At 68.2% G+C, this 20,597-nt stretch carries 22 protein-coding genes; 11 read left to right on the forward strand and 11 right to left on the reverse strand.

Features of this window, described 5'->3' with window-relative positions:
• Positions 1 to 66 precede the first annotated feature (66 nt).
• From AC07OH_RS22285 to AC07OH_RS22305, 5 genes are all read right to left on the reverse strand, one after another.
• The gene (locus AC07OH_RS22285; RefSeq protein WP_495302150.1) at positions 67 to 915 is read right to left on the reverse strand and encodes a hypothetical protein; all 849 of its coding nucleotides are present in this window, start codon (positions 913 to 915) and stop codon (positions 67 to 69) included.
• 7 nt (positions 916 to 922) lie between these two features.
• Positions 923 to 1,630, reverse strand: coding sequence for a TetR/AcrR family transcriptional regulator (locus tag AC07OH_RS22290; protein ID WP_070063441.1), 708 nt, complete (start codon positions 1,628 to 1,630; stop codon positions 923 to 925).
• A gap of 126 nt (positions 1,631 to 1,756) precedes the next feature.
• On the reverse strand, positions 1,757 to 2,233 hold the full coding sequence (locus AC07OH_RS22295) for a phasin family protein (protein ID WP_495302151.1): 477 nt from the start codon (positions 2,231 to 2,233) through the stop codon (positions 1,757 to 1,759).
• Between the two features lie 87 nt (positions 2,234 to 2,320).
• Entirely contained in the window at positions 2,321 to 2,770 is a 450-nt protein-coding gene (locus AC07OH_RS22300) for an acyl-CoA thioesterase (protein ID WP_062476095.1), read from the reverse strand.
• Between the two features lie 86 nt (positions 2,771 to 2,856).
• Positions 2,857 to 3,753, reverse strand: a complete 897-nt coding sequence (locus AC07OH_RS22305; RefSeq protein WP_495302152.1) for a LysR family transcriptional regulator — start codon at positions 3,751 to 3,753, stop codon at positions 2,857 to 2,859.
• A 131-nt stretch (positions 3,754 to 3,884) separates the two neighbouring features.
• Between AC07OH_RS22305 and gtdA the strand changes: the two genes are divergently transcribed.
• The 4 genes from gtdA (at position 3,885) to AC07OH_RS22325 (ending at position 8,010) form a co-directional block, all read left to right on the forward strand.
• Positions 3,885 to 4,967 (forward strand): gentisate 1,2-dioxygenase, encoded by a 1,083-nt coding sequence (gene gtdA / locus AC07OH_RS22310; protein WP_487848803.1) that lies wholly within the window; start codon positions 3,885 to 3,887, stop codon positions 4,965 to 4,967.
• Positions 4,968 to 5,038: 71 nt separating this feature from the next.
• Entirely contained in the window at positions 5,039 to 5,743 is a 705-nt protein-coding gene (locus AC07OH_RS22315) for a fumarylacetoacetate hydrolase family protein (protein WP_495302153.1), read from the forward strand.
• 16 nt (positions 5,744 to 5,759) lie between these two features.
• Positions 5,760 to 6,974 carry a 3-hydroxybenzoate 6-monooxygenase gene (locus AC07OH_RS22320; protein ID WP_495302154.1) on the forward strand — a complete coding sequence of 405 codons (1,215 nt, stop codon included), beginning with the start codon at positions 5,760 to 5,762 and terminating at the stop codon, positions 6,972 to 6,974.
• Between the two features lie 55 nt (positions 6,975 to 7,029).
• Positions 7,030 to 8,010 carry a Bug family tripartite tricarboxylate transporter substrate binding protein gene (locus tag AC07OH_RS22325; protein ID WP_495302155.1) on the forward strand — a complete coding sequence of 327 codons (981 nt, stop codon included), beginning with the start codon at positions 7,030 to 7,032 and terminating at the stop codon, positions 8,008 to 8,010.
• A gap of 19 nt (positions 8,011 to 8,029) precedes the next feature.
• Here AC07OH_RS22325 and AC07OH_RS22330 read toward each other — a convergent pair whose 3' ends face one another.
• On the reverse strand, positions 8,030 to 10,087 hold the full coding sequence (locus tag AC07OH_RS22330) for a hypothetical protein (protein ID WP_495302156.1): 2,058 nt from the start codon (positions 10,085 to 10,087) through the stop codon (positions 8,030 to 8,032).
• A gap of 205 nt (positions 10,088 to 10,292) precedes the next feature.
• Here AC07OH_RS22330 and AC07OH_RS22335 point away from each other — a divergent pair, with 205 nt between their 5' ends.
• The 7 genes from AC07OH_RS22335 to AC07OH_RS22365 all read left to right on the forward strand — a co-directional run bounded on the left by AC07OH_RS22335 (position 10,293) and on the right by AC07OH_RS22365 (position 16,729).
• Positions 10,293 to 11,270, forward strand: coding sequence for a Bug family tripartite tricarboxylate transporter substrate binding protein (locus AC07OH_RS22335; protein WP_495302157.1), 978 nt, complete (start codon positions 10,293 to 10,295; stop codon positions 11,268 to 11,270).
• On the forward strand, positions 11,270 to 12,634 hold the full coding sequence (locus AC07OH_RS22340) for an FAD-dependent oxidoreductase (protein ID WP_495302158.1): 1,365 nt from the start codon (positions 11,270 to 11,272) through the stop codon (positions 12,632 to 12,634). The genes AC07OH_RS22335 and AC07OH_RS22340 overlap by 1 nt, the downstream gene beginning before the upstream one ends.
• A gap of 49 nt (positions 12,635 to 12,683) precedes the next feature.
• A complete protein-coding gene (locus AC07OH_RS22345; RefSeq protein ID WP_495302159.1) occupies positions 12,684 to 13,379 on the forward strand; it encodes a hypothetical protein in 696 nt (231 codons plus the stop codon).
• 95 nt (positions 13,380 to 13,474) lie between these two features.
• Positions 13,475 to 14,389, forward strand: a complete 915-nt coding sequence (locus AC07OH_RS22350) for an acyl-CoA thioesterase (RefSeq protein ID WP_495302160.1) — start codon at positions 13,475 to 13,477, stop codon at positions 14,387 to 14,389.
• Positions 14,390 to 14,431: 42 nt separating this feature from the next.
• A complete protein-coding gene (locus AC07OH_RS22355; protein WP_489060129.1) occupies positions 14,432 to 15,040 on the forward strand; it encodes a glutathione S-transferase in 609 nt (202 codons plus the stop codon).
• 349 nt (positions 15,041 to 15,389) lie between these two features.
• Positions 15,390 to 16,103 (forward strand): SDR family oxidoreductase, encoded by a 714-nt coding sequence (locus AC07OH_RS22360; RefSeq protein WP_495302161.1) that lies wholly within the window; start codon positions 15,390 to 15,392, stop codon positions 16,101 to 16,103.
• A gap of 17 nt (positions 16,104 to 16,120) precedes the next feature.
• Positions 16,121 to 16,729, forward strand: a complete 609-nt coding sequence (locus AC07OH_RS22365; RefSeq protein WP_495302162.1) for a class I SAM-dependent methyltransferase — start codon at positions 16,121 to 16,123, stop codon at positions 16,727 to 16,729.
• Positions 16,730 to 16,748: 19 nt separating this feature from the next.
• Here the strand turns inward: AC07OH_RS22365 and AC07OH_RS22370 are convergent, their stop codons facing one another.
• The 5 genes from AC07OH_RS22370 to AC07OH_RS22390 are packed head-to-tail and all read right to left on the reverse strand — an operon-like array spanning position 16,749 to position 20,588.
• Positions 16,749 to 17,477: an ABC transporter ATP-binding protein gene (locus AC07OH_RS22370; protein WP_062476058.1), complete on the reverse strand. Its 729-nt coding sequence runs from the start codon at positions 17,475 to 17,477 to the stop codon at positions 16,749 to 16,751.
• The gene (locus tag AC07OH_RS22375; protein WP_495302163.1) at positions 17,474 to 18,229 is read right to left on the reverse strand and encodes an ABC transporter ATP-binding protein; all 756 of its coding nucleotides are present in this window, start codon (positions 18,227 to 18,229) and stop codon (positions 17,474 to 17,476) included. Before AC07OH_RS22375 ends, AC07OH_RS22370 begins: the two co-directional genes overlap by 4 nt.
• A complete protein-coding gene (locus AC07OH_RS22380; protein WP_495302164.1) occupies positions 18,226 to 19,218 on the reverse strand; it encodes a branched-chain amino acid ABC transporter permease in 993 nt (330 codons plus the stop codon). Before AC07OH_RS22380 ends, AC07OH_RS22375 begins: the two co-directional genes overlap by 4 nt.
• Positions 19,215 to 20,135 carry a branched-chain amino acid ABC transporter permease gene (locus tag AC07OH_RS22385; RefSeq protein ID WP_495302165.1) on the reverse strand — a complete coding sequence of 307 codons (921 nt, stop codon included), beginning with the start codon at positions 20,133 to 20,135 and terminating at the stop codon, positions 19,215 to 19,217. The genes AC07OH_RS22380 and AC07OH_RS22385 overlap by 4 nt, the downstream gene beginning before the upstream one ends.
• A 6-nt stretch (positions 20,136 to 20,141) precedes the next feature.
• The gene (locus tag AC07OH_RS22390; protein WP_495302166.1) at positions 20,142 to 20,588 is read right to left on the reverse strand and encodes a DpnI domain-containing protein; all 447 of its coding nucleotides are present in this window, start codon (positions 20,586 to 20,588) and stop codon (positions 20,142 to 20,144) included.
• Positions 20,589 to 20,597: the final 9 nt, after the last annotated feature.

Consider the following 20,597-nt stretch of genomic DNA (forward strand, 5'->3'; position numbering starts at 1 on the left):
GGTCGGAAACCGCGCATCATAAATGGATTGGTACCAAGTGGTACCAATCGCAAGCGTTCCGGCCTTTCAGTCCGTCAGGCCTGCGCGCGCCAGCTCCACATCCAGCCGCTCCCGCGCATCCGCCGGCGTCAGCGCCGCCGCCTTCTCGTACAGCCCGTTCGCCTCGCCGAGGCGCGACTCGCCGTGCAGCATCAGCAGCGCACGCGCGTACTCCATCATCCCGGCCGCCGACTGCGGGTGCAGCGCCAGCCCGCGCTCGAACAGTTCGATCGAAGTCTCGGCGCGCACGCCGTACGTCATGCGCCCGACCAGCGCGCCGACCTTGTCGATCACCTCGGCGTGGAAGGCGGCCAGCGCGAGGTGCGCGTCGCCGTGCTCCGGCTGCAGTTCGATCACGTGCTCCAGCGCGCCCTTGAGCTTGGTGCCCAGGCCCTGCGCCAGGGCGCGCGCCACGCTGATGCCCTGGCTGTAGCGGCCCAGGGCGTAGGCCTGCCAGTACAGCGCCTGGCAGTTGTCGGGTTCGGCCGCGACTTGCGCGCCGGCGCGTTCGATCACCTGGCGGAACAGCGAAAGCCGCACGGCCTCGCGCGGCTCCAGGTAGTTGGCGTAGATCGCGGTCGCCTGGTTGGCGAGCGCCAGGCCGTCGGGGCCGTGGCGCAGGCCGAGGGTGGCGGCGCGTTCGAACTCGCCGCTGTGGTACAGCGCCCAGCCTTCGGCCAGCGGCGCGTCGGCTGAAGGCGGCGGCAGCGCGTGGCCGGCGTGCAGGCGCGGCCAGTGCGTAAGCAGGCTGCGCGCGTCGTAGCGGGGCACGTCGGGGTAGGGAAGGGGCGTCCAGGGTTCGGTGCCGGCGGTGGCCGTGGCCGCGGCAGGGCCGGCGGACAGCAGCGAGAGCGGTTTGAAATCGGAGTGGGGCATGGATGTTCTAGGCCGCCATATCGACCGTCGGTGGCACGGGGCTGGGGTTGCTGGCGGCGCTTTCGCCGTTGTAGGCATTGCTCAGCGCCAGCAGGTGGCGGCGCTGGTCGCGTGCGAGGTAGGGCGCGAGCAGGTGCAGCGTGTGGTGGCCGCCGCGCATCAGCGCGCCCTGCGCATGCGCGGGCTCCAGCGCCTGGCGCGGGTTGCGCACGTATTCGTAGCTGAGCCAGTAGGTCAGCACGACGACCATGCTCTGGGCCAGCGTGTCGACCTCGTGCGCGTCGATGTCCAAGTGGCCGGCACGGCTCAGGCCGGCGATCAGCTGGCGGATGGCGCGTGCCTTGTTCTTGAGCACGAGCTGGAACTGGGTCTCCAGGTGCCGGTTCTTGCTCAGCAGGTCGTTGAGGTCGCGGTACAGGAAGCGGTAGCGCCAGATCAGCTCGAACAGGCTGTGCATGAAGAACCAGGCGTCCTCCACGTCGTGCACGCCCTCGCTGGCGTGCAGCAGCTCGTTGAGCTCGGCTTCGTAGCCTTCGTAGAGCTTGTTGATCAGCTCTTCCTTGGCGGGGTAGTGGTAGTAGAGATTGCCGGGGCTGATGTTCAGTTCGCCGGCCACCAGCGTGGTCGACACGTTCGGTTCCCCGAAGCGGTTGAACAAGTCCAATGCAGCTTCGAGGATGCGTTGCGCAGTGCGGCGTGGCGCCTTCTTTGCCATGTCGGTGCCCCCGTGGTTTCTCTTGGTCTTGGGGGCACTCTAGCGCATGTGCGCTGCACCATGAACGGTGCGGGACATGTTTTGCGGCGCTGATTTTTTGTGCAGTGCCGCAATTACAGAACGATGTCAGCCGGCCTTGGTGCGGCGCAGGGTCTTCTTGGCGGCGGGGGCCGGCGCGGCCTTGCGCGAGGCGCGCACGGGCGAGGTCTTGGCATCGCGCTGCCTGAGCTGGGCTTCGAGCGCCTCGACGCGCGCCTGCAGCGCGGCCACGTCGGCGGCCGAGGGCACGCCGAGCTTTTCGAGTGCGCGCGCCACGCGGTCTTCGAAGATGTTCTCGAGCTTGCCCCATTGGCCGGCGGCCTTGGTGCCGAACTCGCTGGCGAAGCCAGCCATGCGCTGCTGCGCCTGGGCCAGCGTTTCTTCAGCGGCCTGCTGGGTCTTCTTCTGCATGCCGGCGCCGTCCTTGACCAGCGCCTCGAAGGCCTTGCTGCCTTCCTGCTGCATCTTGGCGAAGGCGCCGAGACCGGCCAGCCAGATCTGCTGGGCCGAGTCCTTGATGCGGTCGGTCTTGTCGTTGCTGTCGTCGTCTCGGGAGGTGGCCATGCGGTGTGTTCCTTGGGATGCAATCACACGACTCTAGCCGTCCGGGCGCGCCGTGGTTAGGGCGCGCCGCCTATCCCCGCCCCGGGATCAGGGCGTGCCGCCGGCGGCGCGGCTGGCGTCCAGGTGCGCCTTGGCGCGCTCGGCCAGCGCCATTTCGCCGGGCGTGCCGGGCACGAAGGCTTCCACCGGTAGTGGCCGGCCGTGCGAGTCGACCGAGACGAACACGATCAGGCATTCGGTGGTCTTTTCCATCACGCCGCCCTTCATGTCGCCGCTGCGCACCTCGACCGAGATGTTCATGCTGGTCTTGCCGGTGTAGGCCAGGCGGGCCTCGACCTCGACCAGGTCGCCGATCATGATCGGCCGGTGAAAGCGGATGCTGCCGATGAAGGCGGTGACGCAGTAGCGCTTGGCCCAGCTGGTGGCGCAGGCGTAGCCGGCCTCGTCGATCCACTTCATGACCGTGCCGCCGTGGACCTTGCCGCCGAAGTTGACGGTGCTGGGTTCGGCCAGGAATCGGAGGGTGATGGAAGACATGGGGGCGCCTTTTTTCTGTGGGCTGTGGGTGGGGAGCCGCGATTATGCGAGCGCCCGGGCGCCCTTTGGCGTCTGCCCGGCGCCGTTCAGCTGCCGCTGAACAGCTGCGCCAGCGTGCGGCGCAGCCAGGCGTTGCCCGGGTCGGCATGAAAGCGCTCGTGCCAGTGCTGCTTGACCGCATAGGCCGGCAGCGTGAAGGGCGGCGCCAGCACCTTCACCGGCTCCTGCGTGGCCAGCACGTTGCCCAGGATGCGCGGCACCACCACGATCAGTTCGGTGTGGGCCACGATGCGCGCCACGCTCAGGAAGCTCGACAGCCGCACCACCACGTTGCGCCTGAGGCCCAGGCGCGCGATGGTGGTATCGACGATGGCGTGCCCCGTGCCCGAGCTGGACACCACCGCGTGCGCCTCTTCCTCGAAGCGCTTGCGCGTGAGCTTGGCGCCGATGCGCGGATGGTTCTGCGCCGCCAGGCAGACGAAGTTCTGCATGAACAGCACCTGCTGGTAGAAGCCCGCGTCCAGCTGCGGCATGAAGCCCACGGCCAGGTCGACGTCGCCGTCCTGCAGGCGGCGGCCGCTGTGGGTGGAGATGATCTCGGTCTCGATGTGCACGCCCGGCGCCGCATGCCGCAGGTGGTCGAGCAGGCCGGGCAGCAGCACCACCTCGCTGATGTCGGTCATGCAGATGCGAAAGCGCCGCTGCGCGCGCGCCGGCTCGAAGCTGCTGCGGTTGCCCTGCGCCTGCGCCAGCTGCGCCAGCGCCTCGCGCAGGTTCGGGTAGATGCGCTCGGCGTGCGGCGTGGGCTGCATGCCCTGCGCGGTGCGGGTGAACAGGCGGTCGTCGAAGTGCGCGCGCAGCTTGTTCAGTGCCGTGCTGGCCGCCGCCTGCGCCATGCCCAGGCGCTCGGCCGCCTTGGTGACGTTGCCGGTCTTGTAGACCTCGTCGAACACGGCGAGCCATTCGAGATCGAGCTTGGACATGGGGTGAGGCGGGACGGAGCCCTGAAGGCGAAAGACACCATTATCGAAATTTCGAATTCCGTGTATTAGCACGCGGTCTTGAGGAAATAGTGGTGCGGGTCAACAATGCCGCCAACGGAGACACCGACCCCATGAACCCCGCTTCTTCCCATGCCGCCGGCGCACCGGCCAATGCCGCCGAGCGCCGCGACTACTACGCCCGCATCCGCCCGCTGAACCTCTCGCCGCTGTGGGAGTCGCTGCACGTGCTCGTGCCGCGCGAGCCCAAGAGCCCGTGCGTGCCCGCGCTGTGGCGTTACGACGAGATCCGTCCGCTGCTCATGGAGTCGGCCGACCTCATCACCGCCGAAGAGGCCGTGCGCCGCGTGCTGGTGCTCGAGAACCCCGCGCTGCCCGGCAACGCATCGATCACGCAGTCGATCTACGCCGGCCTGCAGCTCATCATGCCGGGCGAGGTGGCACCGTCGCACCGCCATGTGCAGTCGGCGCTGCGCTTCATCGTGGACGGCAAGGGCGCCTACACCACCGTGGGCGGCGAGCGCACGACGATGCACCCCGGCGACTTCATCATCACGCCCTCGTGGGCCTGGCACGACCACGGCAACGAAGGCATCGAAGGCGTGACCGAGCCGGTGGTGTGGCTCGACGGCCTCGACATTCCGATGCTGCGTTTCTTCGACGCCGGCTTCGCCGAGAACGACGACGCCAAGGTGCAGCACGTGGCGCGCCCCGAAGGCCACAGCCTGGCGCGCTTCGGCCACAACATGGTGCCGGTGCGGCACGACCACACCTCGGCCACCTCGCCGATCTTCAACTACCCCTACCTGCGCAGCCGCGAGGCGCTGGCCCAGTTGCAGAAGCAGGAGGCGCCCGACGCCTGGCTCGGCCACAAGCTGCGCTACATCAACCCGCTGACGGGCGGCTCGCCGATGCCGACCATCTCGACCCAGCTGCAACTGCTGCCCAAGGGCTTCGCGGGCCAGGCGCACCGCGCCACCGACGGCACCGTCTACAGCGTGGTCGAAGGCCACGGCACGGCCGAGATCGCCGGCCAGCGCTTCGACTTCGGCCCGCGCGACACCTTCGTCGTGCCCTCGTGGGCGCCGCTGCGCCTGTCGTCGCCGAACGAAGACACCGTGCTCTTCAGTTTTTCCGACCGCCCCGTGCAGCAGGCCATGGGCATCCTGCGCGAAGCCTTTCTCGAAGACGCCTGAAAGCGCGGCGACCTTCTTTCCTTCTTTTTTCTTGTTTGTCTGATGTGCCGTCCCACGCGGCAGGAGCTTCCATGTCCTTCGTCTTCACACCCCCTTCCATCGTCGGCCTTCCCATCGTCGGCTCCGACCGGCAGTTCCCCGTGCGCCGCGTCTACTGCGTGGGCCGCAACTACGCTGCGCATGCGCGCGAGATGGGCTTCGACCCCGACCGCGAACCGCCGTTCTTCTTCTGCAAGCCCAACGACGACGCCTCGGTCGTGCCCGTGGCCGAAGGCGCCACCGCAGCCATTCCCTACCCGCCGCTCACGAGCAACTACCACTACGAAGCCGAGCTGGTGGTCGCCATCGGCAAGGGCGGCAAGGACATCCCGGTCGACCAGGCCGCCAGCCACATCCACAGCTACGCCGTGGGCCTGGACATGACGCGCCGCGACCTGCAGATGAAGATGCGCGAAGCCGGCCGCCCCTGGGAGATCGGCAAGGCCTTCGACTTCTCGGCCCCCATCGCGCCGCTGCGCACGCTGGCCGACGTGGGCGAGATCAACGCCGGCGCCATCACGCTCGAAGTGGACGGCCAGGTGCGCCAGAACAGCGACATCACGCACCTGATCTGGTCGGTGAACGAAGTCATCGCCAACCTCTCGACGCTGTTCGCGCTGCAGCCCGGCGACCTGATCTTCACGGGCACGCCCGAAGGCGTGGGCGCGGTGAAGCCGGGCCAGACGATCAAGGTCAGCATCGAGCGTCTGCCGTCCCTGACTGTTCGCATCGACTGAGCGCCCCGGCCCGCGCATGACCCTCTCGAAGCATCCTCCCACCGTGCTGCTCGTCGGCGGCGGCATCGGCGGCATGGCCGTCGCGCTCGCGCTCGCGCGCCTGGGCGTGGCCATCGACCTGCTCGAACAGAGCGCCGTCATCGGCGAGATCGGCGCCGGCCTGCAGCTCGGCCCCAACGCCTTCGCGGCGCTCGACGCGCTGGGCGTGGGCGAGGCCGTGCGCCGCAGTTCGGTGTTCACCGACCGGCTCGTGATGATGGACGCGGTCGACTGCAGCGAAGTGGCTTCGGTGCCCGTCGGCGAGGCCTTCCGCGCACGATTCGGCAATCCGTACGCCGTGAGCCACCGCGCCGACCTGCACGGCGCGATCCACGAGGCCGTGAAGCAGCATCCGCTGATCCGCTTCCACACTTCGGCGCAGGTCGAGGCCATCGACATCGGCGCGCACGGCGTCACGGCCGTCACGCGCGACGGCCGCCGTTTCCAGGCCGACGCCATCGTCGGCTGCGACGGCGTGAAGTCGGTGGTGCGCGCCAAGCTCATCGGCGACGCGCCGCGCGTGTCGGGCCACGTGGTCTACCGCGCTGTCGTGCCCGCGGCCGACATGCCCGCCGACCTGCAATGGAACGCGCCCGTGGTCTGGGCCGGCCCGAACTGCCACCTCGTGCACTACCCGCTGCGCCACGGCGAGCAGTACAACCTGGTCGTCACCTTCCACAGCCGCGACGCCGAAGAATGGGGCGTCACCGACGGCAGCAAAGAAGAGGTGCTGTCGTATTTCGAGGGCGTGCATGCGCGCCCGCGCCAGCTGCTCGACCGCCCGACTTCATGGCGCCGCTGGAGCACCGCCGACCGCGACCCCGTCGAGCGCTGGAGCGACGGACCGGCCACGCTGCTGGGCGACGCGGCGCATCCCATGATGCAGTACCTCGCGCAGGGCGCCTGCATGGCACTCGAAGACGCCGTGACGCTCGGCGAGGCCGTGAAGGCCTGCGACTTCGACATGGCCGCCGCCTTCCAGCGCTACGAACAGGCCCGCATCGCACGCTGCGCGCGCGTCGTGCTGTCGGTGCGCGAGATGGGGCGCCTGTACCACGCCCAGGGCGTGGAGCGCCTCGTGCGCAACAGCCTGTGGACCGGGCGCACGCCCGAACGCTTCTACGATGCGGTCGAATGGCTCTATGCCTGGCGACCCGAGCACTGCCTGGGCGAGGCGCCCGCGCCACGCTGACACGGTTTTTCTGCGATACCCCCACCCACGAGGCCGAAGGCCCAGGAGACAACCCATGAACTTTCCGCGCGCATTGCTGACGACCGCCGTCCTGGCCCTGACCGCCGCCTCCGGCGCCTGGGCGCAGGGCAGCGACTACCCGAGCAAGCCGGTGACGCTGATCACCCCGTTCGCGGCCGGCAGCGGCCCCGACGCGGTGCTGCGGCTCGTGTCCGACAAGCTCTCGCGGCTGTGGAACCAGCGCGTGCTGGTCGACAACCGGCCCGGTGGCGGCGGCTTCATCGCCATCGACCAGGCGCGCCGCGCCGCGCCCGACGGCTACACGCTGCTGCAACTCGACAGCGAGCACATCGCCGCGCTGCCGCACCTGTACAAGTCGCGCAACTTCGTGACCTTGCAGCACTTCGACCCGGTGGCCTCGCTGTTCCGCACGCCCTTCTTCGTGGCCGTGGCCACCGAGTCGAAGTGGAAGACCATGGCCGACCTCATCGCCGCCGCCAAGGCCAACCCCGAAGGCATCGTCTACGGCTCGTGGGGCGTCGGCAGCCCGGGCCACCTGGGCGCGCAGCAGCTCGAGGCGCTCACGGGCATCCGCATGCGGCACGCGCCGTACCGCGAGGTGTCGCAGCTGTATTCCAACGTGGGCACCGGCGAGGTGCCATGGGCCTTCGCGAGCATCCCGTCGAGCCAGGGCATCTACAAGGCCGGCAAGCTGCGCTACATCGCCGTGGCCGCGCCCAAGCGCATCCCGCAGATGCCCGACGTGCCCACCATGGCCGAGGCCGGCGGCCCGGCTTCGCTGGAAGTCAACTCCTTCGTGTCGCTGCTGGCGCCCAAGGGCGTGTCGGCGGCCGTGAAGGCCAAGATCAACGCCGACGTGGCCAAGGTCATCGCCGATCCGGACATCCGCGCCCGCTTCGACACTTTCGCCTTCGAGCCGCTGGCCTGGTCGCCCGAGGAGATCGAGCGCAATGCCGAGGCCAAGTCGAAGGTGTACGGGGAGCTGGTGCGCCGGGGCAACATCAGCCTCGACTAGGGAGAGGCCGCACGTGCGTTCAGGAGGGCGCCTTGGGTTGCGCAGCAGTGAGGGAAACCAGGTCGCACCACGGATTCCCGCGCTTCGAGACGACCAGGTCATAGGTCGCAGATGGGTCGGTGGTTGGAAGTGTCACGGCACTTCCCGGTGCGACCTCGAAGTGCGCAATCTCCTTGCCCATCAAACCGAGCCGGACATCGACGCCGTCAGACCCCGGGCATGCGGGCGCAACTGTCAGGCGAATCTCGTTCGCAACGCCGGAGAAAGTCGCACGCGTGGGCGTCGTTTCTCCCGGGTGCACGGTGATCGAGCCATCTCGGGCGTACTCGAATTTCCCCCATTGGTCGCCCGTCTCGGCCGTAGATGTCATCGCGAGTTTGAACATCGTGGTTCCATAGATCTCGCGCCAATCGGGGTAGCGCTTGTAGAAGTCTGCGAGGAGCGCGTCGACCTCGGCCGGCGTGAACGCCCGCGTTTTTGCATAGATGAAAGCCTTCACGCTGTCGGTGATCGCATAGCTCTCGCCCACGCGCTCGTAGGCAGCCCCAATGCCTTGACCCGTCAGGATGGCCTTGGCAGGAATCGTGATGACCGTTTGTGTGCCTTCAGGCAGGTGGGTGAGGATGGGATCGGTCACGACCGCGTACCGCGCCATGAAAGGCGCGACGCTCAGACCCTGGATGAGATCGACGTGGGATGTGTCCACGTCCTTGCCGGCAAGCGATTCACGCGAAACGCTGAGCAGCACGTCGCGGTTGAGGATCTTGTGGGAGGCGAACGCGGTGAAAGTTTCACCGGGCTTCAGCAATGCATTGAGGTGATCTGCGAGGCGCGCATAGGCTTTCTCATCCCCGATTTGATTGTTGTAGGTTGTTTGCGGGAAAACGGTACCTGCCAATCGAGCACCGACGTCGCTGCGATAGAAAGACGTGATGAGGGCGAGCGTCGCGACCAGCGCTACACCTGTTGCAGTCCAAGGGATGGCTCTGGGACCGAGTGGCAGGATCTGCCGCAGCCCGATGCAAATCAGGAGGTAGATCCAGAAGGCAAGCGGAAGGTAGTGCTGCGCGCCGAACCCCTGAGTACGTGTGAACAGGGCGAACAGCAGAACGATGTTGGCATTGATGAACAGTGCATCTGTGCGCTGCGATGCCGTTTTGAAAAGGAACATCTGCCCGGCCAGCGCCAGCCCCAGATAGAGCCCGCCGAAGTTGTTCCAGAGGTCCAGGAAATGCTCGAGCGGCGGTCTTTGGTACGCGACATAGATCGAGGCGTAGCTCGTGTTCAAGATGCTTTGAACGAGCCCGCCTTGCGCAATCAGACAGAACGTCAGCGACGTCACGCCTGCCATCGCGAAGTTAAGGGCCGTTCTGACGAATGCCTGGCTCCAGGGTGTGCGGTTTTCGAGGCGGGCCAACACCATGCAGTAGATCGGCGCGGAAAGCACGAAGGCCACGATCGCGAAGGCGTACCAGCGCCGGATCAGGAACGGCATCCAGATCAAGAGCCCGAGAAGTATCGCCATGCCCGGCCGGATCCGCTTGCCGAAGCCGGCCGTTCTGACCGTGATGAACGCAAGAATCAGAGGGATGAGCCCGGCGATGTCGATCCAGCCCATCAGTGTGGGCGCCCAGAAAGGGACGTAGCAGGCGGCCACGACGGCCGCCATCAGAAAGACCAGGGTCGGTTTTTCCTTCTCACGCACGACAAGGCTGGCCGCCTTGGCCGAAAGCAAGACCACCGGAACGAGGTAGGTGATCGTCGCACCCCAGATGTATCCGAATCGCTCGTAGCCAAAAACCAGACTGAACGGAAGCAGCAAGGCGGCAGGGAGCGAGTTGTAGTCGCTGCCCCAGATTTCACCGCGCAACATGCGGGCCCAATCCCCGATGTTCTGCTTGAACTGAATCGACGATTTCCAGTAAGCGATCCAATAGTTCCGGAAATCGTTCACGTACAGATGGTGCTCACCCTTCAGATAGAAGGCGACGTGCAGTGTGGCCAGGATCGCGAAAGCAAGCGCAAACAGGGCGATCAAATAGCGGTTGACTTTTATTTCTGATGACATCGACAACATATCTCTAGGGGGTTCGCGATCGCAGGTCGGAGTCGCGCAAATGATCGACTCAATATATCAGCGCGTGCACGCGTGTCGCGGCTTCCGATGTCTGTTGCAGCGACATCCACTCCGGCCCGCGGCACACGTGCCTTGCCTGCGACGCGATGCGCCAGTTAAGCTGCCTGTCTTTGCATTTTTGTTTACCTTTTAACTGTCTTTTTCCATGCAAGCCACCAAGAGAGCCCTCCTGATCGCCTGCGGCCTGGCCGCCACCGCGGCGCTGCCGCTGACCGCCAGCGCCGACACCCCCGCGTGGCCGACCAAGCCGATCCGCCTGCTGGTGGGTTTCCCGGGCGGCTCCACGCCCGACATCGCGGCGCGCACCATCGCCGAGCCGCTGTCCCGTGCGCTGGGCCAGCCGGTCGTGGTGGACAACAAGGCCGGCGCCTCGGGCAACATCGCGGCCGACCAGGTGGCCAAGGCCACCGACGACCACACGCTGGGCATCGTCATCAACGGCAACCTCACGTCGTCGAAGATGCTGTACCCCAAGCTGCCGTACGACCCGGCGAAGGACTTCACCTACCTCTCGCTGATCGCCACCGCGCCGCTGGTGCTCGTGGCGCAGAACAGCCTGCCCTCGGGCACCGCCTTCTTCGACGCCGCGCGCCAGGCCGGCGACAAGTGGAACTACGGTTCGGTGGGCGTGGGCTCGGTCGGCCACCTGGGCATGGAACTGCTCAAGAGCCGCGTGGCCGGCTTCAAGCCCGAGCACGTGCCCTACCAGGGCAACCCGCAGGTCGTCACCGGCATGCTGGGCGACCAGGTGCAGATGGGCCTGATCCCGCCGGGCGTGGCCATGCCGCAGATCCGCGCCGGCAAGCTCAAGGCCGTGGGCCTCACGGGCGGGCGCAGCGCGCTGGTGCCCGAGATCGCCCCGCTGGCCGACGCCGGCGTGAAAGACTTCAACCTTGAGGTGTGGGTGGCGCTGCTCGGCCCGGCCAGCCTGTCGAAGCCCGCGCAGGCGCGCATCAGCCGCGAGATCGAAATCGTCATGAAAGACCCCGACGTGCGCCGCAAGCTCTTCGAGCAAGGCTGGCAGGCCGTGGGCACCTCGCCGGACGGCATGCGCACGCGCGTGAAGGAAGAGGCGGCGATCATGAGCAAGATCATTTCCACGCGCGGGATCAAACTGCAGTGATGACGGCGACGACGCAGCAACAAAACACCCTGACCGAACCGGCGCGCGCGCTGCCGGTGTTCGGCGACTTCGACGTGGTCGTGGTCGGCGGCGGCCCCGCCGGCATTGCCGCCGCCGTGAGCGCCGCGCGCCACGGTGCGCGCACGCTGCTGGTGGAGCGCTACGGTTTTCTCGGCGGCATGGGCACCGCGGGCGGCGTGACCAACTTCGCCGGCCTGTACGGCAAGCGCCGCGGCGAGATGACGCAGCTGGTGCGCGGCGTGGTCGACGACCTCATCGAGCGCATCGCCGGCTTCAATGGCATGAACGCGCCGCAGAACGGCATGGGCGGGCGCATCTGCGTGCGTTCGTACGACACCTCGGCCTACAAGCTGGCCGCCGACCAGCTGCTCGAAGCGGCCGGCGTGCAGATACTGTTCCACGCGTATGCCGCGGCGGTGCTGCACGACGGCGCACGCATTGCCGCGCTGGTGGTCGAAACGAAATCGGGCCGCCAGGCGATCCGCGCCAATGCCTTCATCGACGCCAGCGGCGACGCCGACGTGGCCGCCTTCGCGGGCGTGCCCTTCGAAGTGGGCGACGGCCACGGCAGCGGGCTGTTCCCGACCACCATGTTCCGCATCGGCCAGGTCGACGCGCCGGCCGCGCTGGAAGCGGTGGGCGAGTTCTCGGCCATCAACGGCTTCATGGCGCGCGCCGAGCAGCAGCACCCGGGCAAGTACAGCTTTCCGCGCGAAGGCGCGATCCTGCGCCCCAACAAGGACCCGCGCGAGTGGCGCGCCAACGTCACGCAGATCCGCAACGCCGAAGGCCGCGCGATGAACGGCGTCGATGCGCGCGAGCTCAGCGACGGCGAGCTCGAAGGCCGGCGCCAGATCGCGGCGTACTTCAAGTTCCTGCAGGCCGAGGTGCCGGGCTTCGCGCCGTCGGCCATCGTGGAGATCGCGCCGCAGGTCGGCATCCGCGAGACGCGGCGCATCCAGGGCCTGTATGCGCTGGGCCGCGAGGACATCCTCGGCTCGGCCACCTTCGACGACACCATCGGCCTGAATGCCTGGCCGATGGAAATGCACGCCGACGGCCGCATCGAGTGGGCCTTCCCGCGCGACGAAGCCAACGCCTACAACCACCTGCCGTGGCGCATGCTGGTGCCGCAGACGCTCGACAACCTGCTGGTGGCCGGGCGCTGCGCCTCGATGACGCACGAGGGCCAGTCGGCCGCGCGCGCCAGCGGTGGCTGCTTCGTGATGGGGCAGGCGGCGGGCACGGCGGCGGCCTCGCTGGGCAGCGGGCGCTTCGCGGCGATCGACGTGGCGGCGCTGCAGAAAAAGCTGCTGGCCGACGGCGTCGACCTGGACCGTTGAGCGCGGCGCTAGAGTCCGGGGCTGGATGAACTCGAACCCCGGACACACCGTGCCTCTTTCTTCTTCGCTCTCGACCCCCGCGCGTCGGCTCTTCCTGGCGCTGGCTTGCGCCGCCTTCGGCCTGCTGCAGGTGGGCTGCGCCAGCACCCCCGAGGGCGACCCCGTCCACGGCAAGGACCGCGTGCTGAGCTTCGTGGCGGCCAAGGACGGCCGCAAGGTCGCCATCGTTGGCGAGAACTACCACTACGTGTTCGACGGCGACCCGTCCGTGGCCGCGCTGCTGCGCTGGGAAGGCCGCACCAAGGTCACGCCCGCGCTCATCGGCGAACTGAAGGTGGCGCGCAACCAGAGCTTCGAAGGCCAGTACGTGCTGCTAGCCCTGGACGCCGACCTCACGCCCGAGGACCGCAGCTTTCTCATCCAGACCGGCTTCGCGAAGGCCGACGTGAAGTACGGCGACCGCACCGGGCCGATGCTGCGCTACTTCGGCACGGTCTACGGCACGCGCTACGCGGCGGTGGCGCTGAAGTCGGCCGACAAGATCGACTTTTCCCGCCGCCAGTACCTTCCGTACGTCGAGCAGGAAACGCTGAGCGGCCCGTTCACCAAGGCGGCGCCCTCGCCGCTGGCGTACGCCGCCGACGGTTCGACGCTGCTGGGCGGCGTGCCGGTGCGCGTCGTGGACGGCGGCACCGACTACGGCTGCAGCCTGCGCCTGATGCTGGACATCTGCTTCTTCAAGTAGGCCCGCCGGGGGCCGCTGACCGGGCCGCGACAGCGGGCGGGCCCGGCCTTTGCTATCGTCGTGGATTGCTTTTCTGCGCTGAATCCCTTCCCCCGATGACCCCCGAACCCGCTCTTGCCGCCCGCCTCGTTGCCGACCTCGTCGCCCTCATGCAGCTCGAACCGCTGGGCGGCGACCGCTTCCTGGCCCAGAGCGAGGACATCGGCACGCCCGCCGTCTTCGGCGGCCAGGTGCTCGGCCAGTCGCTCAGGGCCGCCAGCCTCACGGTGGGCGCCGAGCGCCCGGTGCATTCGATGCACGCCTACTTCCTGCTGCCCGGCGAGCACGCGCCCATCGAGTACAGCGTCGACCGCGTGCGCGACGGCCGCAGCTTCACCACGCGCCACGTCGTGGCGCGCCAGCAGGACCGCATCATTTTTGAAATGTCCGCCTCGTTCCAGACCGTGGACGAGGGGGTCGAGCACCAGTTCCCCATGCCCGCGGTCGAAGGCCCCGAGGGCCTGACCAGCGAACTCGACCAGCGCATCGCGCTCGGCGACCGCCTGCCCGAACCCTGGCGCTCCAAGGCCATCCAGCCGCACGGCATCGAGTACCGGCGCGTCGACCCCGAAGACCTGCTGCGGCCCGAGGTGCGCCCGACCGAGAACCAGAGCGCCATCTGGATGCGCGCCATCGCGCCGCTGCCCGACGACCCGACGGTGCACCGCGCGCTGCTGGCCTACGCCTCCGACCACGGCCTGCTGCGCGCCGCGATGCTGCCGCACGGCCTGAGCTTCATGAGCGGCCAGGTGCGCCCCGCGAGCCTGGACCATGCGATGTGGTTCCACCGCGATTTCCGTTTCGACGACTGGCTGCTCTACGTGGTCGACTCGCCCAGCGCGGGCGGCGCACGCGGCCTGTGCCGCGGCAGCCTCTACACGCGCGATGGCCGCCTCGTGGCCTCGGCGGCGCAAGAGGGCATGCTGCGCATCCGCAAGCCGGGATCGCCGCGCACGCCGATCACGGGCTGAACGGCCTGCCTCTTTTTCAACACCTACTCGCTCACTCCGGCCATGAAGATCTTCTTCTCTCCCGCGTCTCCTTTCGTGCGCAAGTGCATGGTCGTGGCCCACGAGCTGGGCGTGGCCGACCGCATCGAGAAGCTGCCCAGCGCGGCCGGCCCGGTGAAGCGCGACGCCCGCATCCTGCCGACCAACCCGCTGGGCCAGGTGCCGACCTTTCTCACCGACGATGGCCAGGCGCTGTTCGACAGCCGTGTGATCTGCGAGTACCTCGACACCATGCATGCCGGCGGCCTGTTCCCGGCCAGCGGGCCCGCGCGCTGGGCGCGCCTGACGGAGCTGTCATTGGCTGACGGCATGACCGGCGCCGCGCTGCTCGCGCGCTACGAGACCATGCTGCGCCCCGAGGCGCTGCGCTGGAGCGACTGGACCGACGGCCAGCTCGACAAGGTGCGCACTGGCCTCGAATGGCTGGAAGCGGCGGCGCCATCGTTCGGCGATCGCGTCGACATCGGCACCATCGCCTTCGGCTGCGCGCTGGGCTACATGGACTTCCGCTTTCCCTCGGTGGACTGGCGCGCCCAGGCGCCGAACAGCGCGAAGTGGTTCGCCGCGTTCAACCACCGGCCGTCGATGCAGGCCACGTTGCCGACGGCCTGAGCTGTTGTTCAGGGCGACGCTCCCGCCGACGCGGTACCTTGCTCCGCGAATGTCCTCCGGCCTGCGGCCTCCCCCTTGATTTCGCTGCGCAAGGCACCGCATCGACGTGAGCGTCATCAGTGCGGTCGTTGATCGGCCAGCACCACGACAGCGCTCAGCGGGCGCAGGACACTGGGTGCTTCCCGCAGCGAAATCAAGGAGGAGGGCGAAGCCCGGGGGACATTCGCGGAGGGAAGTACCCGGTGGCCTGTGCACGCGCCCTGAACGCAACCCCCACAAAGCACGCGCCCCCACCCATGGCGCCCTCGCCACAATGCGGGTTTCGATTGAACGAACCCAAGGAGCCCGCATGCCTTCAGACACCCCCCAAAAAGTAGCCATCGTCACCGCCGGCGGCAGCGGCATGGGCGCCGCCGCGGCGCGCAAGCTCGCGGACGACGGCTTTCGCGTGGCCATCCTGTCCTCGTCGGGCAAGGGCGAGGCACTGGCGCAGGAACTCGGCGGCCTCGGCGTCACCGGCTCCAACCAGTCGAACGACGATATCCAGCGCCTCGTGGACAAGGTCATGGCCGAATGGGGCCGCATCGACGTGCTCGTGAACAGCGCCGGCCACGGCCCGCGCGCCCCCATCCTGGAGATCAGCGACGACGACTGGCACCGCGGCATGGACGTCTACTTCCTGAGCGCCGTGCGCCCCGCGCGCCTCGTGGCGCCGCACATGGTGAAGCAGGGCGGCGGCGCGATCATCAACATCTCGACCTTCGCCGCCTTCGAGCCCGACCCGGTGTTCCCGACCTCGGGCGTGTTCCGCGCCGGCCTTGCGGCCTTCACCAAGCTCTTCGCCGACCAGTACGCGAAGCACAACGTGCGCATGAACAACGTGCTGCCCGGCTTCATCGACAGCCTGCCCGAAAAAGAAGTGTTCCGCGAACGCATCCCGATGGGCCGCTACGGCCGCAGCGCCGAGATCGCCGCCACCATCGGCTTCCTGGCCTCCGAGGGCGCGGGCTACATCACGGGGCAGAACCTGCGCGTGGACGGCGGCATCACGCGCTCGGTCTGAACCCGGCAAAGGCGCCCATGACCGTCCCCGCCCCGGTGCACGAGCACATGGACCGCACCATCGCGTCCTACGAAGCGTCCGCGCGCGACTACAACGCGATCGTGGCGGGCCACCGGCCGCCCGAGATCGAGGAGGCGGTGCGCCGCATGATGCAGCGCGTGCCCGCCGGCGGCACCGTGCTCGAGATCGGCTCCGGGTCGGGGCAGGACGCCGATCTCGTCGAATCGCTGGGCGGGGTCGTGAGGCGCACCGATGCGGTCCAGGCGTTTCTCGACCTGCAGGCCGAGCGCGGCAAGAAGGGCGAACTGCTCAATGTCGTCACGGATGCGCTGGGCGGTCCCTACGACGCGGTCCTTGCGATGTGCGTGCTGATCCATGTCGATCGCGCGCAGATCGCGCCGGTGCTGCACAAGGTGTTCGACGCCCTCGCGCCCGGTGGGGTTTTTCTCGCGGCCATGCGCATCGGCGAAGGCGAGACCCTCGGCGACTACCAGACCGTGTACTGGCCGAAAGACGCGTTCGCCGACGCGCTGGCGGCGGCGGGCCTTGACCTGCAATGGGACAGCCAGTGGATCGGCCGCGACGACGTGACGTGGGCCAACTTCCTGGCGTGCCGTCCGCGCTAGCGGACGAACGAGCGAAGACTCACACGCCCAGGTAGCGCGTCCACAGCGACCGGTCGGCGTCGAGCGCGGCCGAGTCGCCCTGCCACACCACGCGCCCGCGTTCGAGGATCACGTGGCGGTCGGCCAGCGGCAGCAGGCGCTGCACGTACTTGTCGACCACCAGGATCGCTTCGCCTTCGGACTTCAGCGTGGCGATGCAGTGCCAGATCTCCTCGCGGATCACCGGCGCCAGGCCTTCGGTGGCTTCGTCCAGGATCAGCAGGCGCGGGTGCGTCGACAGCGCGCGCGCAATGGCCAGCATCTGCTGCTCGCCACCCGAGAGCTGGTTGCCCGCGTTGGCCTTGCGCTCCGACAGGCGCGGAAAGAGTTTGTACAGCGCCTCCACGGTCCAGCGCGGCGCGCTGCCGGGCCGGGGCCGTGCGAAGGCGCGCAGGTGCTCGTCCACGCTCAGGTTGGGGAACACGTGGCGCCCCTCGGGCACGATGGCCATGCCGCGCCGTGCGATGGCGTCGGGCCGGTGGCCGCCGATGGCCGCGCCGCAGAACTGCACGCCGCCGCGCATCGGCGCGATCGTGCCGGTCAGCACCTTCAGCAGCGTGCTCTTGCCCATGCCGTTGCGGCCCAGCAGCGCCATCACTTCGCCCGCGCCGACGCGCACGTCGATGCCGAACAGCACCTGGCTGGCGCCGTAGCCGGCTTCGATGGCGGTGGCCTCGAGCAGGGTGGATGTCGTGGTCGTCGTGCTCATGCGTGTCCTTCCGCTTCGGTGCCGAGGTACACGGCCTGTACGTCCGGGTGGCCCCGCACTTCGTCGGCCGTGCCGCTCATCAGCACCTTGCCCTGCACCAGCACCGTGAGCCGGTTGGCGAGGCGGAACACGGCGTCCATGTCGTGCTCGATGAGCAGGATGGCCATCGATTCGCGCAGCGATTCGATCAGATCGACCATGCGCGCCGACTCGTCGGGGCCCATGCCGGCCATCGGCTCGTCGAGCAGCAGCAGCTTGGGTTCGGCGGCCAGCGCCAGCGCCACGTCGAGCGCGCGCTGTGCGCCGTGCGGCAGCGTGCCCGCGATGCGGTGGCGCTCGCTGCCCAGGCCCACGCGGTCGGCCAGTGCGTGGGCGCGCTCGACCAGATCGCGTTCGTTCGCGCGCGGCGCGAGAAAACGCAGGCTGCTGCCCGCATGGGCCTGCGCCGCGAGCATCAGGTTGTCGTGCACCGTTTCCTTGGCGAACACGCGCGTCACCTGGAAGCAGCGCGACATGCCGGCGGCCACGCGCTGGTGGTCCTTGTAGGCTGTGATGTCCTGCCCGTCGAGCATCAGCCGGCCCGCGTCGGCCTCCAGCAGGCCGGTGATGAGGTTCACCAGCGTGGTCTTGCCCGCGCCGTTGGGACCGATGAGCGCATGCACTTCGCCGCGCTCCACCGTGAGGCTCACATGGTCGGTCGCCAGCAGGCCGCCGAAACGCTTGACCAATCCTTCGATTCTGAACAGGCTCATGGCTTGGCGCTCCCTGCGGCGCCTTGCGGCGTGACGGCGGCAGCAGCAGCGGCCGTGCGGCGTTTCGTGGACAGTGCGGCCAGGCCGCGCGGGGCCCAGAGGGCGACGGCGATCAGCAGCAGGCCCAGCGGCATGTGCCAATGCTCGGTGTGCTGCTTGAGAACTTCCTCGAGCACCAGCCAGACCACGGCGCCCACCGGCCCGCCCCAGCTGCGGCCGAGGCCGCCGATGACGACCATCACCACCAGCGTGGCCGACTGCGTCCAGTGCATGGTCGCGGGGCTCACGAAGCCGTTGCCGCCGGCCAGCAGCGCGCCGGCCAGCCCGGCGATCGCGCCGGCGATGGCAAAGGCGACGAGCTGCAGCCGGAACACCGGGTAGCCCAGCGCGCGCATGCGCGTCTCGTTGTCGCGGATGCCCATCAGCGCATGGCCGAAGCGCGCCTGCGTGGCGCGGTGCAGCCACCACAGCGCGAGCGCCACCACCACGAGCACCACCCAATAGAAGGTCGACTCGTTGCCCAGGTCCAGGCCCGGCAGCAGCGTGGGGCGCGACATCAGCGTGTAGCCGTCGTCGCCGCCGTACTTGCGCAGCGACACGACGACGAAATACAGCATCTGCGCGAAGGCCAGCGTGGTCATGATGAAGTACACGCCGCGCGTGCGCAGCGCCACCGTGCCGATCAGCGCGGCGACAAGGCCGGCCACCAGCGCGGCCAGCGGCCACAGGATCCAGGCCGACATCACGCCGGCGTCGCTGAGCGCCACCACCGTGTAGGCGCCCATGCCGATGAAGCCCGCGTGCCCGAGCGCCACCATGCCGCCGAAGCCGAGGATGAAGTTCAGGCTCGCGGCGGCCAGCGCGACGATGAGCACGCGCCGCGCGAAGCCGATGTAGAAGTCGAGCCCGAACAGCGGCGCGACCAGCGGAAAGGCCGCGAGCGCCACGAGGAGCAGCCCGAGGCCGAAGGTGCGTGACGAGGGTTTCATGCGCGGGCGGAGAAGAGGCCGGAAGGCCGGAAGATCAGGACGACGACCATGAGCGCGTACATCGCGACCTCGGCGAACAGCGGTCCCAGGTCGGCTGCCGTGGCGGGCGGCAGCGTGGCGCGCAGCAGCATCGGCACGAAGGCGCGGCCGATGGTGTCGACCACGCCGACCAGCAGCGCGGCCACGAAGGCACCGCGCACCGAGCCGATGCCGCCGATCACCAGCACCACCAGCGCCGGGATCAGGATGGCCTCGCCCATGCCCACCTGCACCGCGACGATCGGGCCCATGAGCGCGCCGGCCAGTGCGGCCAGTGCCGCGCCGAGCAGGAACACGCCGTTGAAGATGCGGCCCACGCGCACGCCCATCAGCTCGGCCATCGGCCGGTCGGACGCGCCTGCGCGCACCCGCATGCCGATGCGCGTGTGGTTCACGAGCACGTACAGCGCCAGCGCCATCAGCACGCCGCCCGCGAGGATCACGAGGCGGTACGAGGGATAGGGCAGGCCGTCCATCAGCTCGACCGGGCCCGAGAGCGCGGCCGGCGTGGGCGCCATCACGGGCGAGGGGCCCCAGATCATCTTGACGATGTCGTCGGCCACCAGGATCACACCGAAGGTGGCGAGCACCTGCGCCAGGTGGTCGCGCTTGTAGAGGCGACGCATCAGCAGCACCTCGATCAGCAGTGCCACCACCACGGTGACGAGCACCGCGACCACGATGGCGGCGGCGAACGAGCCGGTGCGCGTGTGCGCCTCGGCCGCCACGTAGGCGCCGGCCATGAACAGCGAGCCGTGCGCCAGGTTCAGCACGTCCATGATGCCGAACACCAGCGTGAGGCCCGCCGCCAGAAGAAAGAGCATCAGGCCGTAGCCGATGCCGTTGAGCAATTGCTCGAGGACGAGGATGGTGCTCATATCAAGTCAGACCAGTCGAACAAGGGCGCCGTCCGGAACCGCCGAGAGGACGTAGGTAAAGCCCTGCCATCCTGCTCTCTTGGCAGAGCTAGAGAGCGGCGTACGTGCGGCGAAAAGAGCAGGACTTTGAAAGTCGGATGGCAGGTAATAGATGGCGAATTCCGTCTGTGCCTTAAGAACGAGAAAGAGAGGGAAATAAATCCCTGCATCCATCCGTTCTCTTTGCGGTCCCCATGCCGCGCCGAGAATTTGCTTGGGCATGGGGGCCAGTTTGCGTACCGACATCGACTTCACTTGCGCAAGGTAGCCGCAGAAATCGCATATGAGGTCCGCACATTTGAAGTTCGTAGGTAGACGCTTGAGCGTCTTGGATCTTTTACAGCTTGGGCACGCGCACTTCTTGGAAACCTCTGTCTCCCCCCACGCACCCAGCTCCTGCTTTGCTGTCGCCACGAGTTGTTC

The sequence above is a fragment of the Variovorax sp. GW821-FHT10C12 genome (assembly GCF_059415405.1).